Here is a 21,666-nt window from a genome sequence, read left to right on the forward strand (position 1 = left end):
GCCGTGGGGTTAAATGTGGGGTGTTCGGCTCAATCATTCAAGGGTCAAAGCCAGACTTCGAATCGGAGAACGAATCGTGTACCCGCTACTGCCTTGGAAATGGATCGGGGGAGGCCTCACTTTTGTCACGATGCTCGCCGTCTACGCCGACGAAGTGCAGCGATTGACCGGGGTGCCGATACCGGATCGATTTGTCGTTCGCTACCTGCCTCTCGGGGTGCTGCTCATCCTCGGCGGCTTCTTCGGTCCGACCGGTTATTGGGCACCTTGGCGCATCCTGTGGCGCTGGATGCCGAAGCTGAACGACTGGTTCCCCGATCTGAACGGAGTTTGGGTAGGTAGCACGCGTTCCAACTGGCTGACCATCAAGAGGTTAGTCGAGGCGGCGCAATCCGACGACAGGACGACGGAGCAGGAGCTCCACGACTTGCCGGAGCAACAGGACGCAATGGCGGTGAGGTTCACTAACTCGCTCTTCAAATTGCAGGTTAGAGCTGGTTTGAGTTCCACCAACGGAGACTCCTTTTCGATCACCGCGAAGCCTTGGAGGAACCAGCATACCGGGCGGATACATCTGTCATATGTTTATCGGCAGCAGACACCAAACCACGCGATCACCGACGAGGAGGCGCACCTCGGCGCCGCGGACCTCGAACTGGTAACCGAGAACTATCGCCGTGCAGAAGGGACCTACTGGACGAGGCGCGCCTGGCGAACTGGACGTAACACGGCTGGCATCCTGGAGCTTTCAAAGGTGACAGCGAAGGGGAGCCGCGAAAAGTCGCTCCAGCTTTATGCGCAAGAGCACAAGTCAAGTCTCGCGAAATAGTGTGACTTTGCGTCTTGGGCAGACGGCGGGGGCATACTCAACCAGCCATTCGTTGAGCGTGAAGCGAAGGTCCAGTTTCCGCCCCTTCTGCTGGATGCCGCGGACGGCCCAGAGCGGTCATTGAACAATCCTTCATCGCCGCAGTGCAGCTTGCCGAAACGAGACATTCGTCTCAACTGTGGGATCTGCTGGAAACGTAGCTATTGTGAACGCAGAGTTTGATGCGATCGCCGAAGTACCAACGGACATTCCATCCGTTCCTGGATCGATGCCAGGTCTTCGGACAGGAGCTGCTCAACACACCATTGACCCATTTCACGATGCGGCAGCAGAACCGTTGAGAGCGCTGGCGAAAGATGCTGCGCGATCTCTTGATCGTCATAACCCATAACGGCGACAGTCTCTCCGGGCATCTCGCCCAGTTCCTTGAGGGCTTCATAGCAGCCAACGGCCGTTAGGTCGTTCGCACACAAGATGGCATCCGGTTTCCGTCCTTCCTGCATGAGCTTAAGTGTTGCGGCTCTACCGCCCGACGGCAGGAAGTTGCCTTCGACGATGAGCGACGGATCGACCGGAATTCTCGCCGCCCGCAAGGCTCTTTCGTAGCCCTCCATTCGTTGGTCAGACGCTTCCATCCAGGGTTCACCGGAAATGAACGCGATACGTTGGTGGCCCTCGGAGATGAGTGTGGCCGTCGCGACCTCCCCTCCCCGGCGTTCCGCAGGGACAACGGAAGTGTAGCGCCGTTCCGCATCGTTGCAGTTCAACAAGACCGCCCGGTGACGCCCCAACCCCTCTGGAGCCGTGAGTTCGCGCGTCAGGATCGAGCCGTAGATGACGCCGATCGCGTTGTCACCGGACCACTTCTTCAGTACTTCGGTTTCGTATTCGGTATCGCCCCCCGTCATGACGACTTCGACGATGACGCTCGCTTTCCACGCGGCCTCCTGAACCCCTTCGATGGATATCGCTGCGAAAGGACTGGTGGCAATCTCGTCGAACATAAGACCAATCACGCCCGCTCCTGCGGCCTTTGGTGGGCGCCCCGCTTCGCGCGGCCGGTAGCCGAGTTCCTCGACAGCTTCCATCACACGTTTGCGCGTCTCACGGCTGATCCGCATGTCTTCAAGTCCGTTCAAAACGAAGGACACTGTCGACTGCGAAACCCCTGCCTTCAGGGCGACATCTTTCATTGTGACGCGGGATTTAGCTGATTCTGCCATGCTTTAGCCGATCAAAAAAGATTGTTCTTGCCGCTTGCTAATAAATATTGCTAATAATTTTAGCACAAGAAGAATCGCAGACTTTCGGGGAGGAGAGGATGCAGGAGCCCAAGACATCAGCCAAACGAATGAGCCAGACCCAGGCGGCATGGCTTCTTTTGGCGCCTTTCCTGATTACCTACGGATTTTTCCTGGTCTATCCGTTCTTCCGGGGCTTCTGGATCAGCCTCCACGACTGGAACCTTCTGGCGGTCGCGTTCAACCCGGACGCCAAAGAGTTCGTCGGTTTCCGGAATTACGAACGCGTTATGTGGGGGCGCAATATCGAGTGGGGTTTTGCGTCCCCGTTCTGGCAGGGCCTCGGTGTCCTCGGTCTTGCCGCTTCAGCCTATCTTCGCCGGGTGGACCGGCTGAGCCGCTTCAATGCCATCGCACTTGCGGTGGCGTCAGTGCTCTTGGTTGTCCTCCCCGGTTTTCATCCCGGCGAAATGGCCGCGCTCGACGATCGTTTCCGCGACCACGCGGTCAACTCCCGGCAAAGAAACCTTCAGTTTCACTTCCAATCCAAAGCCGCCGTCACTTCGCCAACTGTAGACCCACGCAGCAGCGGTTTGCCAGCCATCGTCGACTTGTGTCGCAAGATCAAGAAGTGAGAATGTCCGTTCTTGCAATTGTTGGCCAATCCATTAGCAGTCACAACCAATAGCAGCACCCCGCCCCTTCTGCTGGATGCCGCGGACGGCCCTTTGCGGACCTTTGCATTCGATGTAGCGAATGTCGGCTTCATCGCTAACGAGTCACCGCAAAGGTGGTCGCGTGCTATTCCTGCCCGGCACGCAGTTTCTCAAAGACCGCATCGCAGGACTCAGATGTATTGCTGATCTCGCCTTCGGCCGTATTGCCCGATAGTTCCGCGAGATCCGTGGCAGCGCGTTGCATGACCTGGTCAATCTGATCGGTCGTAAGCAGTCCTTCCTCTTCGGCCGCGCGGGTGACAGCACAGATGCCGGAAGAGAGGCCGACCGCGATGCCCGCTCCGGCAGCGCCGCCGATCATTGCCGCGGATCCCATGTAACCGAGGACCATACCAACGACGAGCGAAAGTATTGCGACGAGTGCTTTGTTCATTGAGATCTTCCCATAATGGCGGCGCGTTTGTCGGCGTGCCAGGTTCCTTGGCCTATCCCTTCGACGTTTCGGGGCGTGCCGGCGGCACGGGCGACTGGAGGATCGGTGCGTCGAGAATGACGAAGTCTGTTCCCGACATTCGGTCCGGAGTGCTCGGTAGATCCGAGATGACCATCGTCATTCCGAAATGCATGCGGTCGCCAATCAATGCAGCAATGTCGCGCGGGATCCTGATCCGCTCGAGGATCGTTTCTTCGGCGGCAAGCGGGCTTGCCGGGTCAGTGTGATGGGTGACGCCATGCCAATAAAGCCCACCCATCTCTGCCAGACCTGAGACGACCATGACGTGTTCACCGAGATCGGGTGGTCCGTCGATGGTAAGATCGCCGCGCGCGATGACCTCGCCGTTTTCGATCACCGAGACCGCGCGGTCTCCGCCAGTGACAAGAACGGTCGCGACGGGATGCGCGCGTGCGTCTTCCCAGTCAACGGGCTGTTTGCGAAGTTCCAGCGCCTCTACAGCGGACGTTTCGATGTCCTGACCATCGTGGCCCAGCAACAGTCCAGGATGAACCAAGCTCCAGGGGTCACTTGCCGCCCCGGCAATGATAACCGGCGTGCCCAGGTGGGTGACCTCGAACAGCTTCTGCGAGAACTCCAGCGGCAGCCGACAACAGCCGTGCGAGGCCGGGTAGCCGGGAAGATTACCGGCGTGCAACGCGATACCGTCCCAGGTCAACCGATTCATGTTGGGCATGGAGGCATTGTTGTAGGTCGAGCTGTGGTGGTGCTTGTCTTTCTGTAGAACCGTGAACACGCCCGTCGGCGTCTCATGCCCCGGCTTGCCGGTCGAACAGGTGGACACCGCGATGCGGATGCCGTTGCGATAGACATGCACCCTCTGCTCGGGAAGCGAGACGATGACGGCCACTGGGCCTTCAGGCGACCGCTCGGGATGCCAGGTGAACTCGCCCGGCAGCATCTTTTCGATGTCGACCGCCATTTCTTCGGCAACGACGGCTGCTCCGAAAGCGGTGGTTGCCGCCATCGCCCCCAAGGTCTGCCGCCGTGTCAGTGGCATTGCTGCACGTCCCTTCGGAATGATTGCCCGCATTTGCTTCACCACCGCATGCTGAGGTTGGCTGCCAGCGAATGCTCTTCGCCGTTCGAACGGTCTTCGAAGACGTAACCGATGCCCCACCCCATCGTATCCCCTTTCTCGAAGCTGATACCGGCGCCGACCAGGATGCCCTCTTCGCCGCGGTTCTGACCGACCTGGTCAAAGGAGCCGAAGATCGGGCTGGTGGCCACCACGTCGTGCTCGCGGTCGTTGTCGGCCAACCAGTCGAACTCGTAGCGGGCAAAGGCCACAGGCGCCCATGTCCGGTCACCCGACACGAAGGGACGTTTGACGTTGAAGCCGATGGCCGTAACCAGCGAGTCCGCCTGCGCATCGTCGATGTCGTAATTGAAGTCGCCGCCGCCACCTTCCTCGGCTTCGCTCTGCCAGATCTTGGAATAGGTCATCGAGGCCGTCGGCGTGAGCACGAAGCCACTCGAGGCAAAGTCCTTGTGAACCTTCGCCCCTGCGAGAAGCGCGTGGCTGTGGAAGTCGGCCTCGGCCGTGCCGCCGGTGAAGGCGCCGACATCGGGGTTGTCGCGCTCGGCATCGGTCTTGCTGTAGGTGTAGCCGAACACGCCGCTCAAATTGACGCCGTTGTCGAGCCGGTAACGACCATAAAGGCCGACACTGACGCTGCGGCTGTCGAACTCCGCGTCGATCTGGTCATGCTCGTCCATGCTGGAAAAGCCGAACCCGGCATAGACACCCGCCGTCCGATCCGGGTCTTCGTAGAAGTCCCGCCCGACAAGCACGTTGTAGATGTCATAGTCGAAGCTGCCGAGGCCGTCTTCGCCGTCGACGGACCCACGGGTCGCCGTTCCGCTGAACCAGAACCGCCTGTCCGTGCGCGCCTCGGGCTGCACACCGCCGACAAAACTCCCGCCGGAGATCGGGAACCCGATCCCGCTTGCGTTGTCGAGCACCTGGTTGGCGATCAGATCCTGCTGTTCGAGGCCAACGGTCAAGTACGACGAGTAGGGTTCGGCATGAACCTCTCCAAACCGGTCGACCTGGTTGTTGGTGAGCGTATTCACGGCATTGGTCAGGGTCGTGCCGTTCGTCAGGACGATCGGATCCGGACCGCCGACGCCGGAACCGCCACCACCACTGCCGGCATTACCTGCAGCGGTGGCACCAACAGCGCCGACGACATTGGTGTGGTTGGGGTTGGGTGACATGACCGTTGTGCCCAATTGCTGGGTCGGGATCAGGTCGAACTTGAGCACCGCGTCGCCGGTTGCCTTGGGGTTCTTGACATATCGCGCGTCAAGGAGAGCTGGCAGTTTTCCGTCGATGACCAGGTCCGGGGCGCCGTCCATCGTGGAGCCGTCGATAAGAACGTAGTTGTTGCCGTCTACATATTGCTGCGCCGTGTAGCCCTTGTTGTTCAGGGGCACGACCTCGATGGTCAGGTTCTCCGCTCTTGTGATTGGTCCTGTGACGACAAGGGTGTCGGAGTTTTGTGCGGCCGTGGGGTCGATCTCGGATACGAGGCGAGCACCTCTGTTCGAAACCAATACAGAAGAATCCAGGGTCAATGTTCCAATGGAACTGCCGGGCCTCACCACGCCCGTTGCTCCCAAAATTACCCGGCCGCCACTCCCTTCTACAATAGTCCCATTACCGGAGAGCGTCCCCAGTATCGCCGCACGCGTCTGGTTGTAGGTGAGATTACCGTTGAGGATCATACCGGCGCCATCCGCCACGGCCAAAGTTCCCACGGTCATCGTAGTGGCGCCTGGCAGGGTAAGGTCGCCGAGAACCGCCAAACCTTGAGAGAAGGTTGCGTCGGAACTGAGTGTCCAGTCGGCGCCTTTCCTGACGTCAAGGCTTTCGACACTCATGACTTTCGATCCGTCCAGCGTACCGCTGGAAGTAAGTGCCAGCTTGTCAGAAGCGCTGCCGCCGCCGTCGATCATTCCTGTGAGCTTGGCCTTGCCGTTCAGGACGAACAAGTCGAGATCAGCTTCGCCGGATACGTTGTCAATCGTACCACCCGTCAAGTTAAACGTGTCTCGACCATCGCTGCCAATCAGATCGCCGACATTGCCGCCACTGATATCGAACGTGTCGTCACCGTCACCACCTGTGATTCCGTTCACACTCCCGGCCTTCACTTGGAAAGTGTCATTGCCCGCATCGCCAAACATTTCGTTGTGGCTTCCACCGTTGATGGTCACGAACTCTTCACCGGACCCGCCTCGGAGGGTGTCGACCGTACCTCCACTAATGTTGAACGTGTCCCAACCTCCGCCGCCGAATACATTCTGCACGAAGCCTCCCGAAACCGAGATCGTGTCCTGACCGTCTCCGGTGCTCAGCGTATCGACAAAACCGCCCTCGACCGAGAACACGTCATCGCCGCCGGTGGCGGTCAGACCGTTGATGTTCCCTCCCTTGACGATCGCGCTGTCATCGCCGTTGCTGGTGGCAATCCCAAAGAAGTCTCCGCTGTTGACCACGACGTCCTGAACTCCGGATCCGCCGTAGCTGAAGTTGACCACACCCGACGAGATGCTGTCGCTGCAAGTAATGGGGCCAGTTGCCGGTGGCGCAGGATTGCAGCCATCCGCCACCGCCGCAGCAGGGACGAGAAGCGTCGAGCCCATGAAGGCGACTTTCAGCGCGAGGGTCACCGGTGCCAGAGCGAGCAGCCGTGCGCTGGAAACGTAGGATTTCGGGAAACTTGCGGTCAGCATTCTGATTTCTCCAGGCAATCTGCTTTAGCTTTCTACTCGAGATCGGCGTTTGCCAACCATTTTCTCGCACAGGGTGTATTTCCATCCTTTAGTGCTTGCGCCGCACCACATCGTTGCGAATGGGGTGCGGCGCTGGAAAGCGCCCTTGGGACATAGCACTTTCCTGCAGGGTCCCGTTACTCGATGACCGAGACCTCTGCGACCGTGCCTCCGGACGAGAGGCACCTCCAATTCTCGCCCTGAGCCGTCAGCCGTACGTCGGTATTGGCCTGCGAGAATTCCGAACTGACCACCGAGGCGACGCTGCTGCCGTAGTTCCGGTTCACGGCCGCGACACAGGCTGCTTCATCAGCGGCATCCCCCGTCCTTAGCGGCGCGTCGGAGACGTCTATCTCCGCAGTCTCGTCGCAGGCTGCAAGCCCGAAGCAGAGGCAAATCGCAACGAGGCTTTGCGTGAAGGGTCGTATCATGAACTGGTCCTTTCCGTTCAGTTGCAGGCGGGGAAACGCGCCCGGTCGGCTTCGCTGACGTCCACAGGGCATTTTTCCATGCGGCCGAAATGTGAGTGGTGGATCTTGCAGATGCCGTTCCCGCCCTTCTTGCGGGTGTAGCTTACCTGCGCGGTGCCATCGGGATTGATCGAGAGAGACACAGTGATGTTGCCATGAATGGCTTCGTAGTAGTTTTCGTTCGAGGCCTTCAGCTCGGACTCGTGCCCGTTGATGTAAACCGGTCCGCCTTCGTCGGCGTGGACGTCAATGTTCGTCGGGCAGCTGGCATTGAGCGAGGGTACATGGCCCGAGGCAGCGGTCGCCAGAAATGCAAACGGCAGAATGGCAAGTAACGACTTCATCGTCGGTCTCCGATCTGGTTGAACTGATTTTGCGTCACGCGCATCGGGCGAGGCTGCTGCAATGGCTGCGTCGAATTTTGAGAGAGAGACATCTCGCGGCCGCTCATTCGATTGCGAACAGAACGTAGAAATTCGTTTGGTCTTGGCCGAGGTTGACGAACTCCACGATGTGATCTCCGGATTGCCAGAGTTGACCGTAGTAGCTCTTTGACAAAGGAAGCATGTCGAGTAGGAAGGAACCGTCCGGATTGAAGATCTGGTATGAGACCTGGCCGTTCTCGCTACTGGCATCGACGGTGAGAAACTGTTGCGCCCGCGCATTCAGAACATAGCGATGCGAACCACCCGGCGCGATCTGCCTGCGGTAGTCCTTCCCGGACATCCCGTTTGGAAACCGCACGACTTCGGTCGTGGTTTCTCCATCGCCCTCTGTGCCTTCCCGGGCGGTGTTGGCTGACATTGCGCCTTCGCCGTCATCGGCTGCGCTGACAACGCGCAGATCTCCGACGGCGCCGTCCTGATAGCCGATGCACTCCCAGACAGTCCCACCTGCGTCGCGCATCGTGACAAGTGTACCGGCCTGCGAAAATTCCGTGTCCAGCACATCTATGCCGTTTGCCGCGTCCGGTCCCCCAACGGTTCGAAGCTGTACGAGGCAGGCATCACGTCCGGCCTGCTCTTGCGCGACCGACACAATCGGTAATCCAGCGGCCAATACGATCGCCGCGACTGCTGCAGCGCTTGCATCTTTCATTGCCACCCCCCGCCTGCACACAACCTCAGGTATGCGCGCGAGGCGGCAGATTGGTCTATCCGTTATCCGAACCTCAATGAATAAACGTTGAGTGTGGCGCCCCTGCCACGAACGACAAATTTGTGTTGAACCGTCCAAGAACCGGTTAACCTGACTCAGGGAGCTCTTGCCGATGACCCACTTTCAGGACGTCCTTACCGTTCGGAACGGGCAGTCCGAGCATCATCAGTCTTCGCTCTTTGCGTTGCCGAGCCGGATCACACTTCGCGACGCGGCTCGCAAACAACTGAGTATTCGGCGCCATTTCGTCGGGACGCTCGGAGTCGGTCAAGTTGTATCGACCGGACATGACACGCAGGTCACCGAACCCTCGGGTCTTACGCTCTTGCTGCCGCTCTGTGGTCGTTTGATTTCACGCACAGCCGATGGCACCGAGCTCCGGGCAGAAAACGGCAGCGCTTTGATCTTTTCGCCCAATCGCCGCGAAACGAGGGTGCAGGCAGACAAACAAAAAATGTTCCTGGCCGAAACGCTCATCCTGCCGATCAACGAGCTTGTAATCGAGTTGGAACGGAACGGTTACTCGGCGAATACCCGCCAGATGTTGGCGGACTTTTCCGTCCTTACACCGAACGTCAACTCGCCCGAAGCGACGCAGCTGACGTCGTCTGCATTGGAGTTGTATTCTGAAGTCCTGGCTGGTTCGCCGAAGCTTTCCACAAAGCAATCCCAGCGATCCTGGACGCGCCTGATCTCCGCACGAACACTCGATCTGTTGCGGGCTGCGGGCTTGCTCGATGATCGCAGAGACACATCACTACCGGCAGCAGAACGACACGTTCGGACCGCAACCGAGTTCATGCGGGAAAACCATGCCGACATCACAACCATTGTGGATGTGGCTGAAGCCTGTGGGGTCAGCCTTCGCAGGCTGGAAACAGCTTTCCGGTCCGTCTGGGGACAGACGCCGAACGATGCCCTCAGAGAAATACGCCTGCAAAAAGCACGGCGTGATCTTGTATTTGCAGATCCAGAAGAACGTGTTTCGCGCATCGCCTGGAACAATGGTTTCAACCATCTCGGACGGTTTGCCAATGCTTACATTCAGCGATTTGGCGAGAGCCCGTCTCAGACGCTGCGAAGCGTGGGAAACTGAAGCTTCGGCCTGGCGTCCCTGAAATCGCAACGAGTGCTTGAACAACTTGATGGCCCCGTGCTCGGTGCGCTTGCACCAGACCGGGACCCAATACCGCCAAATCTAACTTGCCGAGTCTCGTTATTAGTTAGGGACCGAAAGGGGGCAATTCACTCTGGTAAGGACAATTGGCCTGGCAGCCCTTTGCTGCCGTTCGTCTGCTGTGCAGCGAAGGTCAGCTTCCCGCCCTTCTTGCCCGGTGCCACGCTGAGACCAAACGTCTCAGTCGGCCTCGGAGAAGACCTGCATGCTACAATTGGCTTTCGTTGAGCGAACAGTCTCTGCCAGGCGCATACCCGCCAGTCACGTCTCCAGCCATCGTATGTAGCCGCTGAGGTTGTTCGTGGCCCGTACTCAGATGGCTTAATGAACCCATCGTACGAGCTTAGATGGTCCTGACAATTTCTCCCAGGAGACGAATGTGGAACCGTTCCTTGAATTTTTTGAGAAGCCTCAACCAATCGGCAAGTGCAGGCCCCGCGTCGGAAGCCGTTTGAACCGCTTACGCTGTAGCATTTGTAGAATTGAGCACCTTAAGCTGGCAGAAATCAAATTTGAGACACCACCGTATCATCAAGTCTGTTTACCTCGACCTAACCCGAACGTTTTTTTTGCGCACTTCCAGAACCTTTTCCGTCCCCTGGTCGGTGTGCAGTTTGGCTCGCTCCTTGTCCGTCGCCTTCGTCATGTCTTGTTCACCTGTGTTCAGGTTAATGCCTCGGCGTTCAGCCTCAGACCTGAGGACTTTCCAACCTCTCGCCGCCTGATCTTTCTCATCGCCAGGATCGAGGAACCTTGCCGCATCGTGACATGTAACGGCCCGCGCCCGCACTTCCCGATTGGTCATGTTCTTGAGCTTCTCGTTCAGTACGACAAGGTCTTCTTGGGATTTGATTTCCGGCACCAGGAATGTGCCGGGAATAGTTGGCGTGAGAGGCGCCACATCCGCAGGAGGAGCGGTTGTCTCTGTCGCCGCAAATGCTCCCTCCGCCGACATCGGTTTGTGCGCTGATTTGTAACTCGCCTCCAGACCTTGAAGGTACGCGATCGACGGGCCATGATCTTCCGCAAGTGCTTTTCTGAGTGCAGTTGCAATCCGGAACTTAATGCCCCCCTCCTCTTTGAGCTGACGCCAAATTTCACCATTCTGACGAATCTCAGCCTCTTTGGCATCGAGTTCTGCCGCGCGCTTTTCATTCTCTACGGCGGCTTTCTCGTTGACGGTCGCGTCGTGGTCATTCTGACTCTTCTGGGCATCGAGCTCAGCGGCGAGCGCATTCAGCTTCGCCTCTTTTTGCTCATTTGCTATCTCAGAATCGTACGCGTCAGATTCCCGAAGCGCGACGGCACTCTCGCGATTTTCGAGCATCGCCATCATGTCAGCCCTATGGCGTTTCCATCGCTCGGCATGGATATCAGCAACGCGATCAGGCTCAGAAAGTATATCTTCTGCGGAGCCGTACATCGCCTCCAAACTATCAAGCAACTTCTTTCGAGCTCGGCGCGTACTCGCCTCGTTGCGCACGTCCTCCGTAATGATGCCGAGCGCGGACATATAATCAAGCGCGAGCTTTTGCCGTTCGTCGAGGCGCATTTTCCCCTTTTCCTTCGTCTCCGCAATCCGTTTCTTGAGGAGAAAAAGGATCTGCCCATCCTTGGATCCATTCGGAATATGTTCGCCGGCCACCTTAGCCGTTGCCAGGACCCGTTCACCTTTTTTCTGCGTGATGCGCTTGAGCTGTGCGCGACGTTCCCCACGCACGATTTTCATATCCGGATACTCTGTTTCGAAGTATCTGCCGATGTGATTTTGAAGCAGTTCATAACCGCGCTTCTTGAGCGGCTCTTTATTTATTACGTAGAGCTCATTGTCCCATTCTTTTCGTTTCCTTGGTCCGTCCTTCACCCCACCAATGAGTTCGTGATCAGTTGCTTTCCAATTGAATCGCCCTTCAGGATACCTTACGGAAGGCATGATAAATACTTCTTTCGCAATCAGGAAATGGACGTGCCCTGACATTTCGTCTCCGTCAAAGCGCGCGTAAACACAATCGTCCCCAAACGTCTCGTTCAGGTAGCGCTTGGTGGCTGTATAAAACTGGCGGTACTTCTCAACATCATGAGTAACAAGATCGCCGCTATCGTCGAGAAATTCGATACGATCTTTCTCCTTCGTAGTTTCATCAGCTTCAAAAAATTTTCGATTGACGGAAATAATGCCTTCCCGAAGTGGTCCTTTGGATTTCGTGTTCTTGCGCCAAGGATTTTCAAGCGGCGTATTTATAACCGCATCATCAAAGTCCTTCTTCGTCCGAAACTTTCGCCTCAAGAGAGATGATCGCCGATTGTGTTTGGCCATCTCTCTCGTCCGCTTCTTAATCTTCTTGGAAACGTCCTCATCGCCAATCATGGTATGCTTCAGGTGCTTTTTCGCTTCGACGATATGCGATCTTTGATCTTCGGAATGCCGCTCCCCGTGCCAGATCAATCCGTAAACATCCTCCGGATTCATTGGCTGCATTCGCATGACGACCTTAAAGCTCCCGTCGCGATTTGCGCTGGTTTGAATTGCTTGCTCATAAAGATGCATTGAACCATTTCCTTGCTTGAAAAGGAAATAGAAACCGGTCACTGCGATCCCAAAAAAACGGTTCCGTCGGAACCATTTTTTTACTCACTAAGAAAGTGTTTTTTGCCTCCGTCAAAAAACACGTTTCCTGTTCGCAGAGGGCCAGCCCTCGGACCCGCTCAGGAGGCCGCTTCGCTCTCCTCCCGAGACCCACTTCCGCCTCTCCCGAGGGGCTCCTGGCGGAGTGCAGCGAGGGGCTTCTCGACCCCTTCTAATCCCCGGATCGGAGGTCGCTCAGGCGCCCCTCCGAACCTCCCAGTCAACAAGAACCGGCGGCCCAGTCACAGTCAATGCGCCCTCTTCCTTGAACCGCCGTCGAGTCACTTCGCGATGATTTTGCGGCGCATTCAGCCCGCCAAAATTTTCGCGAACCGAAACGAGAATGCTCCCGCAGTTCGAGGAAGTCCGTTTCGAATTTACGTCTCTTCGCCGTTCCTGCCGCGGTGTCACCGGCCAAGACACCGGGTTTTGTACCCCGGAGCCACCGTCGCTCAGCTCGACTGTTTTTGACCCCGAATGAGTGCCGCCTGAAGAGTTTTCCTCGAATGGTTTCTGCCGACCCGTGCTTGGGAACATCTGCTCGAGATGAACCATGCCGCACCGACACAACCCGCACTGAACACCCACATTGATCCGACGGAAGCCTTCCTGCGCCAACTCCATCCAACGGATGGGAAAGGTCATCCGGCGATGCTCGTTCTTGGCGAGGCAACCTCGTGGTCCCGGACGCAATGCACCCGGAATCTGACCAGCAATCTACCGATCTTCCAAGAGGCTGGGACGTACATTTCCGTGAACGCATTTCATGGGAAACGTGGAGCGAAAAATCTGTCCGAGTTGCGCGCCGTTTACCTGGATCTTGACTATCACAAGCTGCCCGCGTGGCGGGGCAAACCGGTCGCCGAGGTCGAGCGGGCCCTCCTCGATCACCTCGATCGGAAAGGCGTGACCGAACCGTCCTTTGTGCTACGTTCCGGCCGTGGTCTTTATGCCATCTGGCTGCTCAAGCCGCTGCCACCGCAGGCTACAAAACGCTACCTTGCAGCTGCCTCCGCACTCTACGAGACCTGCGCCCAGTTTGGCGCTGATGTCGCCAGTATAGATGTGGCACGCGTGTTCCGACTGCCCGGGACCGTGAATCCCAAATCCGGCCGCAATGTTCAGATCAGCCAGGCTTCGTTCGAGCGGCACGATTTCGACGTACTGGCCGATCAGTTCTTTCTGTCCGCCAATCGACCCACCCGCGGCGAGCTGCGTGACCGGAAAAGAAATCCAAAGCCCAAACCACACCGGGGAAACATGCCGGTCGGCCTCACCGGGCCGCAGCGGTTTGCAATGCTCCGATCGGATCTCGAGCAACTTGCCGCCATTTGGGGCCATTCATTGCCCGAGGGCGTACGCAACAACTGGCTCCACCTCTATGCAACCTGCTTAACGCATTGCGGCAAGCCCGGCGAGATCGCGCAAGAGGTCGAAGCGATGGCGCAGTGGCTCGCTCCGCGGCTCAAGTCCACCGAAGTGCAGGCGATCATCCGATCTGCCGAAAACAAGGCCCGAGGCGACTGGACCGAAAAATACCGGTATGCCGGGAAAACAATGGCCGACATGCTTGGCGTCAGCGCAAGCATGGCGCGGACCCATGGGTTCAAACAGCTTTTGCCCGTCAACGAGCGAAAACGGCGCAAGGCTGCAAAAGAACAAGAGCGACGCAAGGCCAGGGGCTGTCAGTCGCGGGAAGATTGGCTCGCCGATCACAGCGTCTCTGCCGACAAACCTTGGGAGACTTTGGGTGTGTCGCGTTCGACATGGTACCGCCGGAAGCAGCAAGGATGCCTTCCCGAAGAGGCTCGGAAGCCGCAGGCGACGGATGGCAAGGAAAATCACGTGAGACAGGTCCGTGCCCGCAACAGGGGGGATCTTAGATCCCGAGGGCCCCACCTATCCACCTATGCCCGCCAGATAACCCGGTTAAACAGAACATGCCCACAGCGAACACGCAGCCGACGGCCGGCCAGACCCAAACCGGAACAGCGGCGCCGCCAGCGACGGAACGAAAGCGGACGAGACACAAGAACTGGCGTTGCGAGCTTCCTTCCACACGCCCTCCGAACATCGAGAGGCACGGTGGAAGTAAGCCCGCAAACGCCAGCCCAGGCAGAAAGCCAAAACGAAAAAGCAACGGAGACCCGGACGGAGGGAGGAAGATCAAACCGACCGCGCGGAGCGGACCTATCGGGTTACGTCCAGCCGGTCCCCGATCGCCAGATACCCAGGATCGCATCCGATGCGGATTTGCACAGCCCCACGAGGTGAGGGCCGCGCAATCCGAACCGGCAGCGAGTCCAACCAAGAACCAAAAACACAACCGCGCATTGGCGAAACAGACAGCAGCGCATCTTGTCACTCGCAGTATCCTGCTGCGGGCACGGTAAGAGGACGACACACGTTGTTCGACTATCTTTTTTCTGAAACGACTGAACTGCACGATTACATCCATCGCCACTCCGAAGCGCTACAGAATGCTGCGTTGCTTCTCGGCGGCAGGCCGTGGCTGCGGCGCGCACAGCGCCTGCTCGACGACTTTTCCACCCCTCGACTGATCTCCGGGCGCATGCGGCGGGAGATCGACAAAGTCTACGGATTGCTCACGTTGCGGAACGTCCACGACCCCGACGCAGCCGAAGCCGCGTACTTCGCTGAGCTGGATCCGACCCACAGTGCCGTGGAAGAGATCTGCGCGCTGGCCGATGGGTTGGCAGACGCAGCAGCGGCCATTGGGCTGGAATTGCCGGATCCGACGAACGAGGAAGACTGGTGAGATGGGCAAAATGGATATTCATGATGACCCGCTTCGGCCCGTGCTGCTTTGCGCGGTTCGCGAGTTGAGATCCGCACGCACTGCGTTGGCCCATCTGACAAAACTCGATCAAATGCCCGAAGACATGGTGTTGACGGCGGTGACACTCGGCGAGCGGCTCCGCGCAGACGATATCTTCGCAATGGATGAAGCAGAGGAAGAGGAAATGCTGGTTTTTGCCGAACGGCTCGGAGATCTGGCACGTACACACACGGAAATTCGCGGCAGTGGCGGTCATGGTGAATACGACGAGTATTATGAAACGGAAGTGTTTTCGGACACCGGCTTCGCGATGATTCAAGCTCGCAGCGCACTCAACAACGTGGTCGAAGCGTTGAGCGAAGTGCGGTGCCATCTCGACGCGGAACGGATTGCCGAGAAGCTGAGAACGTGATCCTGGAGGAGCGGTGGTCAGGCCGCCGCTCCTCACCCCGTTGAGACGGATTAGCGAAGCCAGTTCACGTCCATCAACTGTGGCCAAGGTCGAAAACCTCGTTGGTCCGATTGCCCTGAACAGGAAAAATTCACTGTTCGCCGGTCACGATGAGGGCGCACGCGCATGGGGCCGCATCGCCTTGCTGATTGAGACCGCCAAGGTCAACGACGTCGAGCCGTTCTCCTAACGCTTAGTGGAACGATAGAACTTGGTCCGTAAGTGCCACATGTTCAACCGTCTGTGTCGATGTAACCTGCCACTTGTTGCACGAACTTCGATACCACCTGTCCAGGAAGCTGCTTCGCTGACCACGTAAGCACCCATCACAGTCTATCGTGCACCCCACCAAATGCCTTTCCGATTTCTCTTCGTTCAGATTTTCAAGAACTTCGCACCGGGTAAGTCTCCAAGAATTCAGGTGCTTGCAGGAAATCAGCCGATATACTTGCAGGGGGTGCCGCAAAAAGCACAGCTTTGCTCCGCCGAATTGCAGACCTGCCGGAGGTTTATCGAGGCCGGGCCGCAAAATTACACACCAAAATTTCTGCAACTGAACACGCGACCCAATTCCTCTTCAGTAGCAAGAGGAAGACCATGGTTGAAAGCAACGGACTGTTCAGAGTCTCGGCCGCGATGGCTGAGTACATCAAGCTCGCGAAAATGCCAAAAAAGGCGGAGAAACTGCTGCTGGCTCTGATCTCCATACAGGACACTCTTCCGTACGGCTGGTCGACCGTTTTCGATCCGTACCGCGAGCCCGGAGTTTACTTCGCCTACACGAATGAGCTCCGGGCACTCGGGATCGCCCAAAATGAAAGATCCGCGCGGTCCATACGCGCTTCGGCCGCTTGCCTGTATGCAAACACCGAGTTGTTCAGGTTCGTGAATGTTCCTCCGGGCAAAGACTACATTCAGTGGCAGTTCAGCCAGTCGGCGGACGTGTTCATGACCGACATGGAACGCTACGCGCTCGTGTCCGCGGCGGACATTTGCCACTGCTCTCGCGAGTTCGATGGCAGGTTGTTGACGCAGATCATGCTGCACCACAAGATGGATCGCCCGCAGTTCTGCCTGTTCGAACAAGACACGCGGATCCGCGTGTTGAAGCAAATGCCAGAGACCCCGACCTTTCGTGCCGCGGAATTGACACCGCGCCTGAAGCCGTGTTTGCAAAAGTGGTCAAACCTCAAGGGCTACACATTCGCGGTCGCTTACCTGCAGAGCGGCTCGCAGCCGGGCTACACCGATGTACGCATTCGGATTCGACATGGAAAGACCGTTTGGCCAGACGGCAGTTTCATGAAGTTCGATCCGCGCGCGCACGTCTACCGTGTCAATCCTGCGAAGCGACAGCAACAACGCCCTGCCGCGCCGAGCACGCGACCAGGATTCGGTCACGGCACAGAGCTTTGGGACGACCCGCTGTGAACCAGCGGGCCGCATGCGACGACAAGCGCGGGAATTGCGCGCAGCGTTCCGAGCAAGCAAAACATCAAAATGTCTGACGCCTGCGTTTCCGGAAAGCGCTGGTCAGGCCAGGTTCACCGCGGATGGATTTGATTTCCTGGACGCAACGGCGACCCATGTCCATACGATCCTGAAAGCCGCTGAGATCGGAACTGATCGATCGGTTTGCAATGATAAGGACAGCCCGTGCTCCAGTTTGATGGCGACGTCGCCCGATTGCTGAACATCGCTTATGAGGATGCCGATTTTACTCGTAGGCGACAGGCGTACTTTGATGCACTCAAGCCGGGTCCGGACGCCACAACCCTTGATGTGGGGTGCGGTAGCAGCTTGCTTACTGTCAAACTCGCGCGGGCCGTCGGAACAACGGCAGAGTCATCGGGATTGACCCAAGTGAGGACATGTTGGCCGCCGCGAAGAAGCGTTGCGCGAGCTACGAGTGCGTCGAATTAGTAGAAGGCGTGGCGGTGCAGATTGTGGCGATTTAAGTGGGGCGTTTCAGCGCGCACGTTGAACAAGACAGCTGCCGACAGTTGTCATTTAAACAGACCCATTGCCCGGAAGCGCGGTTTCTGGGCATTTGCCAAGGATAATCATGCCAAGCACCTCATCATGGGTCACATCCGACGTGCGGGCCGATCCCACCAGTTGACCGTTCTTCATCACGACGACCCGATCCGCGAGATCGAAGACGTCATGCATGTCGTGACTGATCAGGAATATCCCGATGCCTTTGTCCTTAAGTTCGCGGATCAATTCTCCGACCATTGCGGTCTCTTGCGGCCCAAGGGCCGCGGTCGGCTCGTCCATGATAAGCACGCGGGCCTCGAAATGTATGGCGCGCGCGATGGCGATAGTTTGGCGCTGGCCTCCAGACAGGTCGCGGCAGGGCGTTGAAAGGTTAACGAAGCGCGGGTTCAGTTGCGCGATGACCCTGGCCGCGAGATCGTTCATCCGGGCGCTGTCCATGATCTTGAACGGACCGATGCGCCAGCCGATTTCGCGACCGAGAAACAGGTTCGCCGCGGCATCGAGATTATCGGCAAGGGCGAGCGTCTGGTGGATCGTCTCGATGCCGAGGTCGAACGCGTCCGCGGGGCTCGACAGTTCGACCACCTCACCTTCCACAAGAATTGTTCCTGCGTCGCGACGGTAGGCTCCGGCAAGCATCTTCATCAACGTCGACTTGCCTGCGCCATTGTGTCCCAGAACCGCGACGACCTCACCGGGATAAAGCAGCACGTCCATGTTCTCCACGGCGTGGACCCCTCCAAAGGCCTTCGAGACGCCGCGCATTTCAATCAGTGGCTTCATCCGACTACCTCAACTTTCTTTCGACAGGTATCTGTCGGCAAGAACGGCGAACATCAGCACCAGCCCGATGGCCACCATTCTCTGCGAACTCGACGCGCCGATTAGAACCATGCCGCTTTCCAGGCTTTGGATGATCAAGGCTCCGACGACGGCACCTGCGATTGTCCCGCGGCCACCGGAGAGCGAAGCACCTCCGATCACGGCGGCGGCGATGGCCGACAGCTCCAGCAATTCACCGGTGCTCGATGTTCCGGCGTTCAGGCGTGCGGTGGTCACCACAGCCGCAATGCCGCAGAGCGTGCCCATAACGACGAAAACCGCCAGGATCGTTCTGCGGGTCGGGATGCCGGTCAGCCGAGCGGCTTCCATGTTGCCGCCGATCGCGAAGATGTAGCGTCCGAACGTGGTCAAACGAGCGACGAACTCCATGAACAGAACCACGAAAAGAAGGACGAGCGCCGGAATCGGGATACCGCGCCCGATGTCGCTGCGCGGCTTGTGGTAGGCATTCATTGTCGCAACGAAGGCGATCGAGACGGCGCAGACAGCGATGAAGCGCAGCGCGGCCGCTTTTCCTGAGGTCTCGAAGCCCATGCGTCGACGACGGCGATGCATAAGGACCTCTCCTGCTCCGTAGAGCAAAATGATAACGCAAAAGACCGCCCAACTCGGTCCAACGCCAAGCGCCCCGTCAATACCTCCGCCGAACAGACGGTAGACAGGGTCGAAGGGTGCAAGGGTGCGGCCCTGAGCGACTTCGAAGGCAGCGCCCCTGAAAATGAGCAATCCGCCCAAGGTTACAACGAAGGAGGGCACACCCAGATAGGCGATCCAGAAGCCGTGCCATGCCCCGATCAGTGCTCCGAGCCCGAGACCGATCACAACTGTCACGGGCCAGTTCCATGCCGCCTCGCTTGGGAAAATCTCGATCTGCAGAAGCGCGATGACCATCCCAACGAATCCAAGGACGGAACCGACCGAAAGATCGATGTTGCGGGTCACGATCACCAGCGTCATTCCGCAGGCGAGGATCGCAACAACGCTGGTCTGTACGACCAGATTGTAGAGGTTGCGGGCTGACAGAAACAGGCCACCCGAAAACAGGTGAAACGTCACCGCGATAAACACCAGCAAGCCGACAAGCGACAACGTCCTGAGGTTTATGCCTGTGTCTCGCATCGGCTTTGCGAGTGCATCAAACTGGTGCGTTTCAGTGGTCATTGTACAAACCCGGAACGTTTCTGATGGGCCGGCCACTATCTCTGGCCGGCCCGGTTGTGTTTACTGGCACGCGGCCGGCGCATTTTCTGTCACGCCACTGCACAGATCCTCATTCGAGATCCAGTCGGCTTCGACCACGACATCGAGGTTCTCGCTGGTGATCGTCACCGGGGCGAGCACCACCGCGTCCTGTGCCGTACCATTTGGGCCCTTGTCCCAGACGATATGACCTTCGATGTCTTCTGGCGCGGTGCCTTTCGCAAGTTCGACAGCGACGCGCGCGCCGAGACGACCCAGCTCACGGGCGTCTTTCCAGGCAGTGACGGTCTGGGTGCCATTCGCGATCCGGTTCAGGGCTGCAATGTCGCCATCCTGACCCGAGACCGGGATACCTTCGAGGCCGACCGTGCTGAGCGCCGCGACCACGCCCCCGGCGGTGCCGTCGTTCGAAGCGAGAACCGCATCCACCTTATCGCCCACCGAAGTCAGGATGTTTTCCATGTTCTTCTGGGCGTTGTCCGGCACCCAGCCATCGGTCCATTGCTCTCCGACGATTTCGATCGTGCCGCTTTCGATCAAGGGGTCGATGATCTCCTTCTGGCCGGTCAGCACGTAGTGTGCGTACTGGTCGGTCGGGCTGCCCTTGATGATGACGTAATCACCCTCCGGCTGGACCTTCACCAATTCGCGGGCCTGGATACGACCCACCTCGATCGGATCGAAGGCGACATAGAAGACCCCGGGGGCTTCGATCTGGCGCTCGTAGGCGATGACCGGAATGCCTTCGGCCATCGCCCTTTCGACAGATGGCATAATTGCCTCACTGTCCCAGGCCACGATGAGCAGCGCATCGACGCCGCGCGCCAACAGACCATCAATGTCTGCGGCCTGACGCTCGTTAGAACTCTGGGCATCGGCAGTGACCAGAGTCGCTCCAAGTTCGTCGAGACCGGCACGAAGCCCGGCTTCGTCGATCTTCCAACGCTCTTCCTGGTAATTCGCCCAGCTCATCCCGATGGTGAAATCTTGGGCCCAGGTGGCGGTGGTCGTGGCGACGCTCAAGCCGATTGCAGCCAGAAGGCCAATTTTGGTTCTTTTTTTCATAGTTTGCTTTCTCCCTGTGATATGCGGTCGTACCGCCGTCTTCGTTCAGGCGCCGGGATTGTCGTCCACGGTGCCGGCTACGAATTGGTCCAGATCGATGATGGCGCCGGTCATCATCTCGGCTCCGGGCGAGGCCAGGAACGAAATCAGCGCGGCGGGGTCTTCCGGCATCAGCAATCTGCCGAAAGGCTGTTGTGCACCGACGCTCTCGCGCCAGTCCTGTGGCAGCCCGTGAACTTTGGTCTGGACCTCGTGCTCACCCGGAGACCAGGTCCAACCGAGGTTGATGCCAAATACGCGGATCCGGTCGCGCTTGAGCGCATTGGCGGCGTTCTTCGTCAACGTGACAAGGGCAGCCTTTGTAGCCGCATAGGTCGCCAAGAACGGGGGGCCCCCATAGGCCAGCATCGACGTGATATTCACGATCAGGCCGCCCGAGCGCATGTGCGGCGCCGCAAGTTGCATCAAAAAAAACGGTGCTCGTACGTTGACAGCAAAGAGCATGTCAAACCTGGCCGGATCGGTATCGGCCAGCCCGCCACGCGCAGTCGATCCGGCCGTGTTGATCAGCACGTCGACGTTGCCCAGCCGTTGAAGTGCTTCGCGCGTCAGCTCGATCACCGCGTCAATTTCGGCAAGATCGACCACCAGAGTCTCGACTGTGAGACCGTCGGTGCGAAGCCGCGCGGCAACTCTCTCCAGCGGTTCTGCATTCCGATCTATCAGAAGCATTCGGGTCATGCCGTCCCGCGCAAGCCTATTTGCAACTTCTTCGCCCACTCCTTGCGCGGCACCGGTGACAACGGCGGTTCTGTCAGTCATCTCATTCCTCCT

General features: G+C 58.2%; 20 protein-coding genes. 8 read left to right on the forward strand and 12 right to left on the reverse strand.

Annotated elements, in window-relative coordinates:
* Positions 1-130 precede the first annotated feature (130 nt).
* Entirely contained in the window at positions 131-829 is a 699-nt protein-coding gene (locus R5H30_RS01110; RefSeq protein ID WP_318326141.1) for a Cap15 family cyclic dinucleotide receptor domain-containing protein, read from the forward strand.
* Between the two features lie 200 nt (positions 830-1,029).
* Here the strand turns inward: R5H30_RS01110 and R5H30_RS01115 are convergent, their stop codons facing one another.
* Positions 1,030-2,022, reverse strand: coding sequence for a LacI family DNA-binding transcriptional regulator (locus R5H30_RS01115; protein WP_318326142.1), 993 nt, complete (start codon positions 2,020-2,022; stop codon positions 1,030-1,032).
* Between the two features lie 128 nt (positions 2,023-2,150).
* Here R5H30_RS01115 and R5H30_RS01120 point away from each other — a divergent pair, with 128 nt between their 5' ends.
* The gene (locus R5H30_RS01120; protein WP_318326143.1) at positions 2,151-2,705 is read left to right on the forward strand and encodes an ABC transporter permease family protein; all 555 of its coding nucleotides are present in this window, start codon (positions 2,151-2,153) and stop codon (positions 2,703-2,705) included.
* Positions 2,706-2,871: 166 nt separating this feature from the next.
* Here the strand turns inward: R5H30_RS01120 and R5H30_RS01125 are convergent, their stop codons facing one another.
* The 6 genes from R5H30_RS01125 to R5H30_RS01150 form a co-directional block, all read right to left on the reverse strand.
* Positions 2,872-3,180, reverse strand: coding sequence for a hypothetical protein (locus R5H30_RS01125; protein WP_318326144.1), 309 nt, complete (start codon positions 3,178-3,180; stop codon positions 2,872-2,874).
* A gap of 52 nt (positions 3,181-3,232) precedes the next feature.
* Positions 3,233-4,261 carry a L,D-transpeptidase gene (locus R5H30_RS01130; protein WP_318326145.1) on the reverse strand — a complete coding sequence of 343 codons (1,029 nt, stop codon included), beginning with the start codon at positions 4,259-4,261 and terminating at the stop codon, positions 3,233-3,235.
* Between the two features lie 38 nt (positions 4,262-4,299).
* Complete coding sequence (locus tag R5H30_RS01135; RefSeq protein WP_318326146.1) at positions 4,300-7,002, reverse strand: autotransporter family protein; 2,703 nt, start codon at positions 7,000-7,002, stop codon at positions 4,300-4,302.
* A 176-nt stretch (positions 7,003-7,178) separates the two neighbouring features.
* A complete protein-coding gene (locus tag R5H30_RS01140) occupies positions 7,179-7,472 on the reverse strand; it encodes a hypothetical protein (RefSeq protein WP_318326147.1) in 294 nt (97 codons plus the stop codon).
* A 17-nt stretch (positions 7,473-7,489) separates the two neighbouring features.
* Positions 7,490-7,855 (reverse strand): hypothetical protein, encoded by a 366-nt coding sequence (locus R5H30_RS01145; RefSeq protein WP_318326148.1) that lies wholly within the window; start codon positions 7,853-7,855, stop codon positions 7,490-7,492.
* A 103-nt stretch (positions 7,856-7,958) separates the two neighbouring features.
* Positions 7,959-8,609 carry a hypothetical protein gene (locus R5H30_RS01150; RefSeq protein ID WP_318326149.1) on the reverse strand — a complete coding sequence of 217 codons (651 nt, stop codon included), beginning with the start codon at positions 8,607-8,609 and terminating at the stop codon, positions 7,959-7,961.
* A 172-nt stretch (positions 8,610-8,781) separates the two neighbouring features.
* Here R5H30_RS01150 and R5H30_RS01155 point away from each other — a divergent pair, with 172 nt between their 5' ends.
* A complete protein-coding gene (locus R5H30_RS01155; protein WP_318326150.1) occupies positions 8,782-9,765 on the forward strand; it encodes a helix-turn-helix transcriptional regulator in 984 nt (327 codons plus the stop codon).
* Positions 9,766-10,387: 622 nt separating this feature from the next.
* Here the strand turns inward: R5H30_RS01155 and R5H30_RS01160 are convergent.
* A complete protein-coding gene (locus R5H30_RS01160) occupies positions 10,388-12,436 on the reverse strand; it encodes a plasmid recombination protein (protein ID WP_318326151.1) in 2,049 nt (682 codons plus the stop codon).
* A 582-nt stretch (positions 12,437-13,018) separates the two neighbouring features.
* Between R5H30_RS01160 and R5H30_RS01165 the strand changes: the two genes are divergently transcribed.
* The 5 genes from R5H30_RS01165 (at position 13,019) to R5H30_RS01185 (ending at position 17,154) form a co-directional block, all read left to right on the forward strand.
* Entirely contained in the window at positions 13,019-14,746 is a 1,728-nt protein-coding gene (locus R5H30_RS01165) for a DNA-primase RepB domain-containing protein (protein WP_318326152.1), read from the forward strand.
* 133 nt (positions 14,747-14,879) lie between these two features.
* The gene (locus R5H30_RS01170; RefSeq protein WP_318326153.1) at positions 14,880-15,251 is read left to right on the forward strand and encodes a hypothetical protein; all 372 of its coding nucleotides are present in this window, start codon (positions 14,880-14,882) and stop codon (positions 15,249-15,251) included.
* 1 nt (position 15,252) lies between these two features.
* Positions 15,253-15,684, forward strand: coding sequence for a hypothetical protein (locus R5H30_RS01175; RefSeq protein ID WP_318326154.1), 432 nt, complete (start codon positions 15,253-15,255; stop codon positions 15,682-15,684).
* Between the two features lie 13 nt (positions 15,685-15,697).
* Entirely contained in the window at positions 15,698-15,913 is a 216-nt protein-coding gene (locus tag R5H30_RS01180; RefSeq protein WP_318326782.1) for a hypothetical protein, read from the forward strand.
* A gap of 446 nt (positions 15,914-16,359) precedes the next feature.
* Positions 16,360-17,154, forward strand: coding sequence for a hypothetical protein (locus R5H30_RS01185; protein WP_318326155.1), 795 nt, complete (start codon positions 16,360-16,362; stop codon positions 17,152-17,154).
* 579 nt (positions 17,155-17,733) lie between these two features.
* Here the strand turns inward: R5H30_RS01185 and R5H30_RS01190 are convergent.
* The 4 genes from R5H30_RS01190 to R5H30_RS01205 are packed head-to-tail and all read right to left on the reverse strand — an operon-like array spanning position 17,734 to position 21,654.
* Positions 17,734-18,507, reverse strand: a complete 774-nt coding sequence (locus tag R5H30_RS01190) for an ATP-binding cassette domain-containing protein (RefSeq protein ID WP_318326156.1) — start codon at positions 18,505-18,507, stop codon at positions 17,734-17,736.
* A gap of 9 nt (positions 18,508-18,516) precedes the next feature.
* Positions 18,517-19,728 (reverse strand): sugar ABC transporter permease, encoded by a 1,212-nt coding sequence (locus R5H30_RS01195; RefSeq protein WP_318326157.1) that lies wholly within the window; start codon positions 19,726-19,728, stop codon positions 18,517-18,519.
* Between the two features lie 60 nt (positions 19,729-19,788).
* Positions 19,789-20,832 (reverse strand): substrate-binding domain-containing protein, encoded by a 1,044-nt coding sequence (locus R5H30_RS01200; RefSeq protein WP_318326158.1) that lies wholly within the window; start codon positions 20,830-20,832, stop codon positions 19,789-19,791.
* A 45-nt stretch (positions 20,833-20,877) separates the two neighbouring features.
* A complete protein-coding gene (locus R5H30_RS01205; RefSeq protein ID WP_318326159.1) occupies positions 20,878-21,654 on the reverse strand; it encodes an oxidoreductase in 777 nt (258 codons plus the stop codon).
* Between the last annotated feature and the right edge of the window lie 12 nt (positions 21,655-21,666).

This window comes from Roseobacter sp. FCG-D35, from assembly GCF_033436665.1.
Classification (GTDB): Bacteria; Pseudomonadota; Alphaproteobacteria; order Rhodobacterales; family Rhodobacteraceae; genus JAWQFO01.